12 protein-coding genes are annotated in these 13,598 nt (G+C 53.7%); 9 read left to right on the top strand and 3 right to left on the bottom strand.

Translation table 11 applies throughout. The features are described from left to right. The first annotated feature begins 10 nt into the window (after nucleotides 1-10). The 6 genes from AC22LX_RS08470 (at nucleotide 11) to ypdK (ending at nucleotide 5,312) form a co-directional block, all read left to right on the top strand. A complete protein-coding gene (locus tag AC22LX_RS08470; RefSeq protein WP_045391542.1) occupies nucleotides 11-502 on the top strand; it encodes a WbuC family cupin fold metalloprotein in 492 nt (163 codons plus the stop codon). A 347-nt stretch (nucleotides 503-849) separates the two neighbouring features. Next, entirely contained in the window at nucleotides 850-1,713 is an 864-nt protein-coding gene (locus AC22LX_RS08475) for a hypothetical protein (RefSeq protein WP_045391545.1), read from the top strand. A 222-nt stretch (nucleotides 1,714-1,935) separates the two neighbouring features. Beyond that, nucleotides 1,936-2,739 carry a MipA/OmpV family protein gene (locus tag AC22LX_RS08480; protein ID WP_223683741.1) on the top strand — a complete coding sequence of 268 codons (804 nt, stop codon included), beginning with the start codon at nucleotides 1,936-1,938 and terminating at the stop codon, nucleotides 2,737-2,739. Nucleotides 2,740-3,225: 486 nt separating this feature from the next. Further along, nucleotides 3,226-3,681 carry a nucleoside deaminase gene (locus tag AC22LX_RS08485; RefSeq protein WP_045391552.1) on the top strand — a complete coding sequence of 152 codons (456 nt, stop codon included), beginning with the start codon at nucleotides 3,226-3,228 and terminating at the stop codon, nucleotides 3,679-3,681. Beyond that, entirely contained in the window at nucleotides 3,681-4,874 is a 1,194-nt protein-coding gene (locus tag AC22LX_RS08490) for a cyanate transporter (RefSeq protein ID WP_047045754.1), read from the top strand. Before AC22LX_RS08485 ends, AC22LX_RS08490 begins: the two co-directional genes overlap by 1 nt. 366 nt (nucleotides 4,875-5,240) lie before the next feature. After that, a complete protein-coding gene (gene ypdK, locus AC22LX_RS08495; protein ID WP_077777854.1) occupies nucleotides 5,241-5,312 on the top strand; it encodes a membrane protein YpdK in 72 nt (23 codons plus the stop codon). 44 nt (nucleotides 5,313-5,356) lie between these two features. Here ypdK and alaC read toward each other — a convergent pair whose 3' ends face one another. Further along, nucleotides 5,357-6,595, bottom strand: coding sequence for an alanine transaminase (gene alaC / locus AC22LX_RS08500; protein ID WP_045391558.1), 1,239 nt, complete (start codon nucleotides 6,593-6,595; stop codon nucleotides 5,357-5,359). 381 nt (nucleotides 6,596-6,976) lie between these two features. Between alaC and AC22LX_RS08505 the strand changes: the two genes are divergently transcribed. Further along, entirely contained in the window at nucleotides 6,977-8,674 is a 1,698-nt protein-coding gene (locus AC22LX_RS08505; protein ID WP_045391561.1) for a sensor histidine kinase, read from the top strand. Between the two features lie 11 nt (nucleotides 8,675-8,685). Continuing rightward, nucleotides 8,686-9,429: a LytR/AlgR family response regulator transcription factor gene (locus AC22LX_RS08510; protein WP_045391564.1), complete on the top strand. Its 744-nt coding sequence runs from the start codon at nucleotides 8,686-8,688 to the stop codon at nucleotides 9,427-9,429. A 40-nt stretch (nucleotides 9,430-9,469) separates the two neighbouring features. Here AC22LX_RS08510 and glk read toward each other — a convergent pair whose 3' ends face one another. Next, entirely contained in the window at nucleotides 9,470-10,435 is a 966-nt protein-coding gene (gene glk, locus AC22LX_RS08515) for a glucokinase (RefSeq protein ID WP_045391567.1), read from the bottom strand. Nucleotides 10,436-10,699: 264 nt separating this feature from the next. On the opposite strand from glk, the gene AC22LX_RS08520 reads away from it, so the two are divergent. Beyond that, nucleotides 10,700-11,935, top strand: coding sequence for an ion channel protein (locus tag AC22LX_RS08520; protein ID WP_045391570.1), 1,236 nt, complete (start codon nucleotides 10,700-10,702; stop codon nucleotides 11,933-11,935). Here AC22LX_RS08520 and AC22LX_RS08525 read toward each other — a convergent pair. Then, a complete protein-coding gene (locus AC22LX_RS08525; protein ID WP_045391573.1) occupies nucleotides 11,932-13,593 on the bottom strand; it encodes an alpha-keto acid decarboxylase family protein in 1,662 nt (553 codons plus the stop codon). The genes AC22LX_RS08520 and AC22LX_RS08525 overlap by 4 nt on opposite strands. Nucleotides 13,594-13,598: the final 5 nt, after the last annotated feature.

The raw sequence follows: 13,598 nt of genomic DNA on the forward strand, positions 1-13,598 counted from the left end.
GGCGGTATACATGAAACAAATCACTATCAGTGATATGCAACAACAGAGCGCGGCCGCCGCGGTCTCGCCCCGCCTACGGGCGCATCGTAACTTCCATCCGGAACTCAGCGATCCGGTACAGCGTCTGGCCATTGCCATGGAGCCGGGAACTTACATTCGTCCTCACCGTCATCCTCATACTTTTGAGCTGCTGCTGCCGTTAAGCGGCCGTTTTGTAGTACTGAACTTCGATGAACAAGGCACCGTGACCCACCGCGTGGTATTAGGAGAAGAATGCACGGCGCTGGAAATGGCGGCCGGTACCTGGCATGCGGTACTGTCGCTCGATCGCGGCGGTATCATTTTTGAAGTCAAGCACGGAGGCTATCAGCCGGTAGCCGAGCAGGATTCCGCGCCATGGGCACCAGCCGAAGGCGCGCCGGGTACCGAGGAATTAATGGCGTGGTATGCCACGGCGCAGGTGGGGGATGGCGGTTTTACTCTCCAGAAGAGCGCCCGCTAATTTATGCCTGCGATGGTTACTATAAAAAGGCGCTGCGGCGTCTTTTTTATTTATCGATACAATCATTAACATCTAACGCATTCAGTTTTAGAGTAATTTATTATAGTTCAAACCCGGCTTACCGTTAATTAAGCATTGTTCTATTCCTTATTTATAAAACAGGGATTATAATTATCTACAGAGGGTATTTTAACCATCCTCCGCCGTATAAATATTATGAACTATAAACTCACATTCCTCTGATGAATAGTTTTTCATGAAAAGGATTGTGTAGTCGAATAAAAACGCTCGCGTTCTGTTAATCAGAACACGCAAACCATTTAAAACATTTATATTAAATTAACGCCATGAATAAGATAGAAAGAAACATTTGGAAGTTGAACAATCTCCCACCGCTGGAGTATTGCTCTATCGCTCGTGCGCAAAAACTCTTGCAGTGCGAACTGGAAGATTTACTTCACTGGCACGATATCGGCGCTATCAGCCTGTGCCTGAAACTGAAAAAAAATCGCGGCACTCTCAATAGCGCCTTAACCAGGAATCAAGGGGTTGGCGATTCGTCATACGGCTACGGTGGTTTTGATGACATTACCAAAGCCAATAAACCCTGGTCTCAGCACTCTAAAATAAACAATATCATCACCCTGAATGAAAATGTGTCGGTCATTGATGCCAATCACGACAGCGCCATCGCCAAAATTAAACTCAACGTTTCAGTTTCTGGTTTATGGCACACTCATTCAAGAAATCTAATGGATGTGCTGGAGAATCCGGACAACATTCAACAAGAAGATTCACTGAGCATTATCTCTCCGGCTAAAAACGTCATCTACTGCAATTTCATTCCTGATAATGATGATAAGCCGACAATTGAGCTAAGCAAGCTGTACATTACCTGTAAAGAAATTGAGAAAATTTACGAGCACACCATCAGTAGTCGTCCGCTGGAACATTCTGAAGCCGCGATGAATTCATATAATGAAAAAACCATTAATGAGCCATCCACGCCGCCGCAGAATAAGCTGCTGCTCGAATTCATTAATTATATCATTCAATCTAATCCCGCCTTTAACCGCGACCTACTTAATGCGACAGAAAGCAGTAAACAGCTCGCTTTTAAATCCATCATGGAAAAACTAAAAAAAGAAGGCATCGTCACCAACGAAAATCATTCGATGGCTTCACTCTCTGAACTGATTCTCAATTCATGATATTCATTTTTGTGCGGATTATTCACACGGATAATCCGCTACTGTTACAGTGATAGTGCTGATACCGGCGCACTTTGCTTTCCCGAGTAAAAGCAAAACAGAAAAAGTACGATAAAAGACAAAAAATATCCCCCTACCGCGTTCGCTATCGTCTATATATCTTCTATTGTTTATCACGGTCGATTCACATCGACTTCATCATCTCACGCCAACTATAAGCTCATGCTCAAACTATCCCAATGCCCCATAGCCATTCTCGGTACGCTTGCTTTGTATTGCGGTTCCGCTAGCGCTGAGGTCGACCTCGGCTCAATCGACATTTTTTCCGCCGATAACCCGAATAGCCCGGTGCCTAAAGGATGGGTTCTCGGCGGCGCCGCCATTAGCGGTACCGCACGCTACCAAAAGCAGGACAACGAAACCCACTTTATTCCCGGAGGATTGTATTTTGGCGACCAGTTAATGTATCTCGGCGATCGCGCCCGCTACTACTTTCACCTTGATGACAATATCGCGCTTTACGGCTATGGGCGCTGGCGTTTCGGTAATTTAGATCCCAGCGACGATGCGGCATTCAAGGGAATGGACGAACGTAAAGGGGAACTGGAAGGCGGTATTGGCGCTACCTGGATCACGCCATACGCGCTGATAAGCGCGCGCATCAGTTCCGATATCAGCGGTCGCAGCAACGGCCAGGAGCTGCTGTTATGGGCCGATTTTCCGATTGTTAAAGACAATCTGCTGGTGATGCCCGGTATGGGGCTGATGGTGCGTAGCCATAACATGGCGAACTACTATTTTGGCGGCGTCTCAGCAGGCGAGGCGACGCCCGAGCGCCCGCAGTGGGATACCGGTACGACGGTATCGCCAATGGTCGCCATCATTACCAGCTACCGCTTTAGCCCGCATTGGGTCGCTATGGTAGCGGCAAACTACGAACGCTATGATGACGATATTGCCGATAGCCCCATTGTCCAGCACAGCGGAGAACTGTATGGCATCCTTGGCGTTGGATATACCTGGTAGATAAACCGCATGTCTGGCAAAAATCATCCTCGCGTGAGAGAACTCAGTAGTATTTCGGCAACCCATAAGCAAATCTTATTGACTCAATCATAAATAAGTCTTTTAGCTTATGGCATAAGCTCGCTACCCTGAAGCAGGGTTCAATCTCCAGCCTGCCGCCGACTGAGTTCTTTTACCCGGCCTCTACGCCGGCATGTGCTCTGTAGGCCCGCGCAAGCATAGCGCCGCCTGGCAATAACCGCGGGTAAAAAGCCGCTTTCGAGCCGGATGGCGGCTGTGCCTTATCCGGCCTACGGTCCGTGCCATGGCGAGCTGAAAATTTCTACCGCTGTCCCCATGGTTACTGAAACTGCCGGTGTTGGTGGCTTCAAAATCACTGAGACGTTCCCGGCAGGAGGGGAGCGCAATGTGCTCTGAATTAACACCACATGTTTTTCCCGGACCAAAACAGTTGCAAACCGATAACAGTATCTACAGGAGCCGCTCATGCCTACTCATGATAACTATCTTCAGCGCGCCATTACGCTTGCTGCCAAAAATGTTGAAAACGGCGGCCGCCCATTCGGCGCCGTCATCGTGCGCCAGGGTGAAGTCATTGCCGAAGCGGTGAATACCTTGCACCAGAGCGGCGATCCTACCGCGCACGCTGAACTCAACGCCATACGCGACGTTTCTCTACGTCTGGGCAATCAGATATTGCGCGAATGCGTGGTTTACGCCAGCGGACAACCCTGCCCGATGTGTCTGAGCGCGATGTATTTAACCGGCGTGCGCGAAGTCTATTTTGCCAACAGCAATCAGGATGGCGAGCGCTTCAATCTCTCTACCGCCGCTATCTACCAACAATTGCAGCAGCCATTGGATGACCAATCACTCCCCATTCACCACTGCCCACAACCCGAAGGGCTGGCCCTGTATCAGCGCTGGGCGGGTAAAGCGTAATGAGCCAGACGCAACGCAATACGCTGACGTTATTTGTGCTGGTACTGATCGGCATTAATATGCGCCCGCTACTGACCTCGATAGGTCCATTGCTGCCGCAACTGCAACAGGCAACCGGTATGAGCTTTACCCTGGTTTCACTGTTGACCGCGCTTCCGGTCATCGCGATGGGGGTGCTGGCGCTCGCTGGCGGATGGATTAACCGCCACGTTAGCGAAAACCGCAGTATTGCGTTAAGTCTGCTGGCGATTGGCATTGGCGCGCTCCTGCGCGAGCTGGCGCCGCAAAGCGGCCTGCTGCTTAGTAGCGCGCTGCTCGGCGGGATTGGCATCGGCGTGATTCAGGCGATTATTCCCAGCGTCATCAAGCGTCTTTTTCATCGCCGCACGCCGCAGGTCATGGGATTGTGGTCAGCGGCGTTGATGGGCGGAGGCGGCCTTGGCGCCGCGCTCACCCCCTGGCTTGCGCAGCAAAGCGCGCTCTGGCACCACGCGCTGGCATGGTGGACGCTACCGGCCCTGGCTGCGCTCATTGGCTGGTTGCCGATCAGCAAAATGCTGCCCGCCGCGCCGGTTGCCGCATCGGCGCAAGCCGCGCCGTCGGTCTTTCGTCACCATCGGGCCTGGACGCTTGGCCTTTATTTCGGGCTGATCAATGGCGGCTACGCCAGCCTGATTGCCTGGTTACCGCCCTATTATATGCAGCTTGGCCACAGCGCTCAGTTTAGCGGCACGCTTCTGGCATTGATGACCGTCGGCCAAACCGCCGGCGCGCTGTTACTACCGATGCTCGCTCGCCACGAAGATCGCCGTAAGCTGCTGATGTTGGCGCTGGCGCTGCAGTTGCTCGGGTTCTGCGGTTTCATCTGGTGGCCACAACAGTGGCCGCTGCTGTGGGCGGTGAGCTGCGGCATAGGACTGGGCGGCGCCTTCCCGCTGTGCCTGGTACTGGCGCTGGACCATTCACCGCAGCCTGCCGTCGCCGGTCGGCTGGTGGCGTTTATGCAGGGCATCGGTTTTATTATCGCCGGTTTATCGCCGTGGCTTTCAGGGCTGCTGCGCAGCCTGAGCGGAAACTACCAGCTAGACTGGGAATTCCACGCCATCTGCGTTTTCCTCTTAATGGCGCTTACCTTGCGCTTTGTTCCCGCACGTTATCCACATCAATGGCGCGCGCCGACGACCGGCCACTAACCTCATCGCGATAGGGTGCAGAAAGTGATTTCTGCACCTTCCCGCCAATAGAAAAAATCCCAAAATCAAATAACTACAGAATGTCAGGGTATTGCTTAAAATCATCGTCGCCGTAATTGAATTTATTACCGAATGAAATTAATGTGTCGCCTATTCACGACAGTCGTAAGTAACTAAAAATTAATAAAAAAATGGATCTTGTTTCCACCATTTTTTAAGCGTACATTAGCGCCATCTGGAGCAGTTAACGCACAGAATTTCGGTTTGTCGCAGCTGCCAGAATAGTCTGGTTTTATCTGCGACAATCCTGCAATGGTTAAAGTTAAATTCATTTAGGCGTTTCGCCAAAATGCGGAGTGACATGTCGTGAAATACTTTTTGATGGGAATTTCTTTTATGGTCATCGTTTGGGCCGGTACCTTCGCCCTGATGATTTAACCTGCTATGCAGTAAAGAGATGGGAGCCAGACGGCTCCCATTTTTTATTCGTGGTGTTCAGCTACCGTTTTACCAGCTGCCGGTAGCAGCCCATCTGCGCGGAACATGGATTTGATACCGCGGATGGCCTGACGAATACGATCGCGGTTTTCGATTAATGCGAAACGCACATGAGTATCGCCATAGTCGCCAAAGCCGATTCCCGGCGAGACGCACACTTTGGCCTCCTGCAGCAGCTTTTTAGCGAACTCCAGCGAGCCCATCGCCGCATATGGCTCCGGAATTTTCGCCCACACGTACATTGACGCTTTCGGGCATTCAACCATCCAGCCGGCTTCATGCAGCCCTTTCACCAGCACATCACGGCGACGTTTATATTGTTCCGCAATATCACGCACGCACTGCTGATCGCCTTCCAGCGCGGCAATCGCCGCTACCTGCAACGGCGTGAAGGTACCGTAGTCATGGTAGCTTTTGATGCGGGCCAGCGCATTAACCAGCGTTTTGTTCCCAACCATAAAACCAATACGCCAGCCGGCCATGTTGTAGCTTTTTGACAGGGTGAAGAATTCGACAGCCACATCGCGCGCACCGGGCACCTGCATAATCGACGGCGCTTTCCAGCCATCATAGACGATGTCGGCGTAGGCCAGATCGTGCACCACCAGCACGTCATAACGTTTCGCCAGCGCGACGACTTTTTCGAAGAAATCGAGTTCAACGCACTGGGCGGTAGGGTTAGACGGGAAGCCCAGAATCATCATTTTTGGCTTCGGGTAACTTTCACGGATCGCGCGTTCCAGTTCATTGAAGAAATCAACGCCTTCCACCAGCGGGACGGAACGGACCTGCGCCCCGGCGATAACCGCGCCGTAAATATGAATCGGATAACTGGGGTTTGGCACCAGCACCGTATCGCCATGATCGAGCGTCGCCAGCATCAGATGCGCCAGCCCCTCTTTCGAACCAATCGTCACGATGGCTTCTGATTCCGGGTCGATATCGACCTCATAACGCTCCTGGTACCAGCGCGAAATCGCGCGGCGCAGACGCGGAATACCGCGAGAGGTAGAGTAACCGTGGGTATCCGGGCGCTGGGCAACGGTACAGAGTTTTTCGACGATATGCGGCGGCGTGGCGCCATCCGGGTTACCCATACTGAAATCGATAATATCTTCGCCGCGCCGACGCGCAGCCATTTTCAGTTCGGCAGTAATGTTAAAAACATACGGAGGGAGACGATCGATACGCGTAAAACGGCGTTCAGGACTGAATTCAGCCATAGATTCCTCAGATTAACGTTAGCGCCCGGACCGTCCGAGCGACGCGGCCACCGATGTGGCTCGCTTAGAAAATAACCTGAAAAAAAACACGCTGTCGAGAGGGTTGATAAAAAATAATCGTTGGCGCCAAAAATAAGGCATTACTTATTAGTATGCGGCAGAACGCCTCCCTAAAACGTGCATATATTAAATAAACAATTAACATATTGATATCATTTATAATACTGTAATATATCATCACTCCCCATCAACGCCCTGATAGCTGGAGATATCCACTTATCCCCTTTTATTTTTGTGCTTGTTCCTCATTGATTTCTGCGGCTAGCCTTCTGGCGCGAGGTTTTCTATCATATTGCTTTCCTGCGAATCCTGGGCGCACCCATGCACGATATTTTTAATATGCTGCTGGCGGTTTTTGACCGCGCGGCATTAATGCTCATTTGCCTCTTTTTTCTTATCCGCTTACGCCTGTTTCGCGAACTGCTGCATAAATCGGCGCATACGCCTCGCGAGCTGCTGGCGGTCACCGCCATCTTCTCCATGTTCGCGCTGTTCAGCACCTGGTCCGGCGTTCCGGTAGAAGGTTCGCTGGTCAACGTACGTATTATCGCGGTGATGTCCGGCGGGATCCTGTTTGGCCCGTGGGTCGGCGCGATTGTCGGCGTAATTGCCGGGGTACACCGCTATCTCATTGATATTGACGGTGTGACCGCCATCCCCTGCTTTATCACCAGTATTGTCGCCGGGCTGCTTTCCGGGCTTATCAACCGCAAAATCCCGAAAGCCCAGCGCTGGAAGGTGGGGATTCTGGCCGGGATGCTGTGTGAAACGCTAACCATGATCCTCGTGGTGCTGTGGGCGCCGACGCTGGCGTTGGGGATCGATATTGTCTCCAAAATCGGTATCCCGATGATCCTTGGCAGCATCTGCATCGGTTTTATTGTACTGCTGGTTCAGAGCGTGGAAGGCGAGAAAGAGGCCAGCGCGGCGCGCCAGGCAAAACTGGCGTTGGATATCGCCAACAAAACGCTGCCGCTGTTCCGTCACGTTAACAGCGAATCGCTGCGTCAGGTTTGCGATATTATTCGCCGGGACATCAATGCCGATGCGGTCGCGATTACCACCACTGACCGGGTGCTGGCCTACGTTGGCTATGGGGAAAATAACTATAACGATCGCAACAACGATATCAGCCCAACGACTCGTAAAGCTATTGAAAGCGACACCATCATCATTAAAAACAACGATGAAGCCTACAGAACGCCGGAGATCCACTCCATGCTGGTGATTCCGCTACGCGAGAAAGGTGTGGTGACCGGCACGCTGAAAATTTACTACTGCCACGCGCATCGTATTACCTCCTCGCTGCAGGAGATGGCGATCGGCCTGTCGCAAATAATCTCCACCCAGCTTGAGGTCTCCCGGGCCGAACAGCTGCGTGAAATGGCCAATAAAGCGGAACTACGCGCCCTGCAGAGTAAAATAAATCCTCATTTTCTGTTTAATGCGCTTAACGCCATCTCCTCTTCCATCCGTATGAATCCGGATACCGCCCGGCAGTTGATTTTCAATTTGTCGCGTTATTTGCGCTATAACATTGAGTTAAAAGATGACGAGCAGATCGACATCAAGCGCGAGCTATACCAAATTAAGGATTATATTGCGATCGAGCAGGCGCGATTCGGCGACAAGCTGACGGTGATTTATGATATTGATGAGGAGGTCAGCTGCGTCATCCCCAGCCTGCTCATTCAGCCTCTGGTAGAAAATGCCATCGTCCACGGTATTCAACCCTGTCGGGGCAAGGGCGTGGTGACTATCGCCATCAACGAATGCGGAAACCGGGTGCGCATCAGCGTACGGGATACCGGGAACGGTATTGACCCGGCGGTGGTGGCCCGCGTCGAAGCCGACGAGATGCCGGGTAATAAAATTGGCCTGCTGAATGTTCATCATCGGGTGAAACTGCTCTACGGCGAAGGGCTGCATATCCGCCGCTTGACGCCGGGGACGGAGATTGCGTTCTACGTCCCCAACCAGCACGCCCCGGCGACTGAACCGGTATCGCTGTTGCCATGAGCGGAGAAAAAATGAAAGTCATTATTGTTGAGGATGAGTTCCCGGCGCAGCAGGAACTCACCTGGTTGATTAACACCCACAGCCAGATGGAGATCGTCGGCACCTTCGACGACGGTCTCGACGTGCTGAAATTCCTGCAGCACAATAAAGTCGATGCCATCTTTCTCGACATCAATATCCCCTCGCTGGATGGCGTGCTGCTGGCGCAAAATATTAGCCAGTTCGCGCATAAGCCGTTCATCGTCTTTATCACCGCGTGGAAAGAACATGCGGTGGAAGCCTTTGAACTGGAAGCGTTTGACTACATCCTCAAGCCTTATCAGGAATCACGGATTATTAATATGTTGCAGAAGCTGTCCAGCGCCTGGCAGCAACAGCAGCAACTGGCGGTAAGCGGCACGCCCGCGCACAACCCAACCCGCGAAAACGACACCATTAATCTAATTAAAGACGAGCGGATCATCGTCACCAGCATTCACGATATTTATTACGCGGAAGCGCATGAGAAAATGACCTTCGTCTATACGCGCCGTGAATCATTCGTCATGCCGATGAACATCACCGAATTCTGCAGCAAGCTGCCGGCTGCGCACTTCTTTCGCTGTCACCGCTCGTACTGCGTCAATCTGAATAAAATCCGCGAAATTGAGCCATGGTTCAACAACACCTACGTCCTACGATTACGCGACCTTGAGTTTCAGGTGCCGGTCAGCCGCAGTAAGGTGAAAGAGTTCCGCCAGTTGATGAATCTGTAATGAGATGGGCGGCGCCAAACGCCGCCCGACTGAGAGTGGCTTAGAGTATATACCCAAGCGTCTGGCGCAGATGCGCGCCGGAGCCGAGCAGGCCAGGGTTATCATGAACGATGAGATAGACCGGAATATCCTGCACGTAGGCTTTAAAGCGCCCTTTATCTTCAAACCCGCCGCGGAAACCCGACGCCTTAAAGAACTCAAGGAAACGCGGGACAATGCCGCCCGCGATATACACGCCGCCGAATGTGCCAAGGGTTAGCGCCAGGTTACCGCCAAAGCGCCCCATAATGACGCAGAACAGCGACAGCGCGCGGCGACAATCAATGCAGGTATCCGCCAGCGCACGTTCAGTGACGTCCTTCGGCTGTAGGTTTTCCGGCAAACGGCCATCGGATTTAACGATAGCCCGATACAGATTAACTAATCCCGGGCCGGACAAAACGCGTTCGGCGGACACGTGGCCCAACTCGTTGCGTAACTCCTCGAGAATAATGCCCTCTTCTTCGCTATTCGGCGCGAAATCGACGTGGCCACCCTCGCCCGGCAGGCTCACCCAGCGTTTATCAACATGTACCAGGTGCGCTACGCCAAGACCTGTACCAGCGCCGTAGACGGCGATCGGTTTACCTTCCGCCGGTTGCGCGCCGCCGAACTGGATCAGATGCTCGGTTTTGAGCATTGGGATCGCCATCGACACCGCGGTGAAATCATTAATGATTTCCAGATGCGCGAATCCGAGGTTCTTTTTCATCTCGGCAATAGAAAAAGCCCAGGTATGGTTGGTCATCGCCACCCAGTCGCCGGTGATGGGGCAAGCAATGGCGATGCAGCCATCCTCGACCTTCACGGCTTGTTCGTCGAGATAGACGCGTACAACGGCCTCAAGGCTTGGGTAATCGAGCCCGGAATAAGTTTTAGCGCGGGAAATCTCCCCGCTTGCGATATCACATAACGCCAGACGGGCGTTAGTTCCGCCGACGTCTCCTACTAAAGCAAATTTTGTCATTCCGTTACGGCTCCGCTAAAGTCAAAATAATTCTTTTCGCACACTGTAAATTCATGGCGACATAACAACAACGACCAACGTACAGCCGCCGGTAGTTTAGCGACATTGGTCACATTTAGACTGTAATCTATGTAACATGCCAGTTTATGTCATACACGCAACGTCAGGTTTGGCCTTAAGTTTATCGTTTCAGCACCATTTGCGCCGAAGCTCTTTACAGAGACAGGCAAAGTAGCGCTTCAGGACATTTAAAAGGAACCTTTCATGCTGCACCCGCGCGCCAGAACGATGCTGTTGTTATCGATACCCGCCATTCTTATTGGTATCGCATCCAGCCTGGTATTGATTGTGGCGATGAAGATAGCCGCAGTCCTACAGAGCATCTTGTGGAGCGACCTGCCGGCACATATCGGCATTGCCGCCGATAGTCCGCTATGGATAATTGCCATCCTCACTCTCACCGGGATCGCCGTGGGGCTGGTGGTCCGTTACAGTCCTGGACATGGTGGGCCAGATCCGGCAACCGAATCCTTAATCGGCGCGCCCATCGCCACCAGCGCGCTACCGGGATTACTGGCGGCGTTGATTCTCGGCCTCGCGGGCGGCGTGAGTCTCGGGCCGGAACATCCGATCATGGTCGTCAATATCGCGCTTGCCGTCGCCCTTGGCTCGCGTCTGTTCCCACGAGTAAGCTCGCTGGACTGGACAATCCTCGCCGCATCGGGAACCATCGGCGCGCTGTTCGGTACGCCGGTTGCCGCGGCGCTTATTTTTTCGCAAACGCTCAATAGCAGCAGCGACGTTCCGTTATGGGACCGGCTATTCGCCCCACTGCTGGCAGCGGCGGCAGGCGCATTGACGACCGGTATCTTTTTCCATCCCAATTTCACCCTGCCGATCCCGCACTATCCACACCTGCGTATCGTCGATATTATCAGCGGCGCGATCGTCACGCTTATCGCCATCGCCGTCGGCATGGTCGCCGTGTGGTGTCTACCGCGTCTGCACGCGCTGATCCACCGGCTGAAAAATCCGGTGTTAATGCTAGGTATCGGGGGGTTTTTACTGGGGATCCTGGGCGTTATTGGCGGGCATATTACGCTGTTTAAAGGGCTGGACGAAATGCAGCAACTTGCCTCCAGCCAGACCCTTGGCGCCGGCGATTTTCTACTCATTGCCGTGGTGAAACTGGCGGCGCTGGTGCTGGCGGCCGCCTGTGGCTTCCGCGGCGGGCGTATTTTCCCGGCGGTGTTTGTCGGCGTCTCGTTGGGGCTAATGCTGCATGCCCACGTTGAAGCGGTACCGGCCGCCATTACCATCTCCTGCGCGATCCTCGGCCTGGTGCTGGTCGTCACCCGCGACGGCTGGCTGAGCCTGTTTATGGCGGCAGTGGTGGTGCCGGATACCACCTTGCTGCCGCTGCTATGTATCGTGATGCTCCCGGCCTGGCTACTGCTGGCCGGGAAGCCGCTGATGATTGCCAAACGCCGCGGCGATTAGCTGCGGTTGTTGCGATCTTCCAGCGCCTGGGTAACCGCGCGTAAGAAGTCAGGGATATCCATTTTCGGCAGCATAACTTCGACCATCGTTAGCTTATCGGAGTTAACGCTATCGGCCATCGCCTCAGCCAGCTCACCGGTTTGCGATACCCGCCAACAGCGGGAAGGCGTATCCGGCGCAAAAGCATCGGGGAAGCGGCTCCAGTCCCACAACGCAATATCGTTGTAGCGCTGTTCTGGTCCGTGAATGGCGCGCTCGACGGTGTAGCCCTCGTTATTCAACAGCAAAATTAACAGTTTTTGCTTATCGCGCAGCATTGAGCTCATCTCCTGGATAGTGAGCTGCGCGGCGCCATCGCCAATGATTAATACCACCCTTCTGTCCGCGGCGGCGGTCTGCGCGCCGTAAGCGGCAGGTAGCGTGAAACCGATTGAGCCCCATAGCGGTTGCACCAGCAGCGTGGCCTGCGAGGGTAGTTTTAATGAGGCGATACCGAATGCCGAGGTCCCCTGATCGGCAAGAATAATATCGCCCGGCCGCAGCTGTTTCTCGACCGTACTCCAGAAGTTTTTCTGCGTCAGATTACCCTGCGGCGCGCCGGAAGCGTCGGGCGCGATGATATCTGGCGCGCGCCATTCCGCGGACAGCTTGCCAGAAACATCAATGAGGGCCGCCAGCGCCTGATCCATCGGGATTCGGCTGAACCAATGATCGCCAACCCGCGCGGCAAATGGCTGGATTTCGATGGTTTTCTCCGTTGGCAAATGATGGGTAAAGCCGGCGGTAATCGTATCGGTAAAGCGCGTACCCACGCAGATGATGGCATCAGCGCTTTCCATCGCTTCGCGGGTTTGCGGCGCGCTGGCGATCCCGCTATAGGTCCCGGCGAACCCCGTTCCCTGTTCGTCAAATAGCCCTTTACCCATTAGCATGGTGGCGTGGGTAATCGGCGCGGACTTAACCCACTGCTGTAGTGTGTTTTGCAGACCGTAACGCTGAGCGAGAAAATCCGCCAGCAGCGACACGCGGCGACTGCTGCGCAACAGTTTGGCCGCGTGCTCGCGAAAGCCGGCAAGCTGGTTTTCATCGGCCGCGGGGCCCTTAATGACCAGCGCGCGGGCCGGCGGCACCGCACGGGCCTTCGCCACGTCGGCAGGCAGCATCAGATACCCTGGGCGGTGGTGGGTCAGCATGTCGCTTAATACCCGGTCAATTTCGTGACAGGCGTTGCCCGCCGTTAACGTCGCCTGAGAACAGGTAATATGTTCGCTCATCCGCGAGAAATGGGTGAAATCACCATCGCCGAGGGTATGGTGCAGCAGTTCGCCGCGCTGCTGCGCGCCGGTAGATGGCGCGCCCACAATGTGCAGCACCGGGATATGTTCCGCATAGCTACCGGCCACTCCGTTTAACGCGCTTAACTCACCTACGCCATAGGTGGTTAGCAGCGCGCCGGCGCCTTTTATACGCGCATAGCCGTCTGCGGCGTAGGCCGCGTTCAGTTCGTTAGCACAGCCGACCCATCCCAAATTTTGATGGGCTATCACGTGATCGAGAAACTGTAAGTTGTAATCACCAGGTACGCCGAACAGGCGATCGATACCACAATCTACGAGACGATCCAGCAGATAATCGCCAATGGTGTAAGTCGGTTGCATATCCA

This window comes from Klebsiella sp. PK01 (assembly GCF_057624675.1).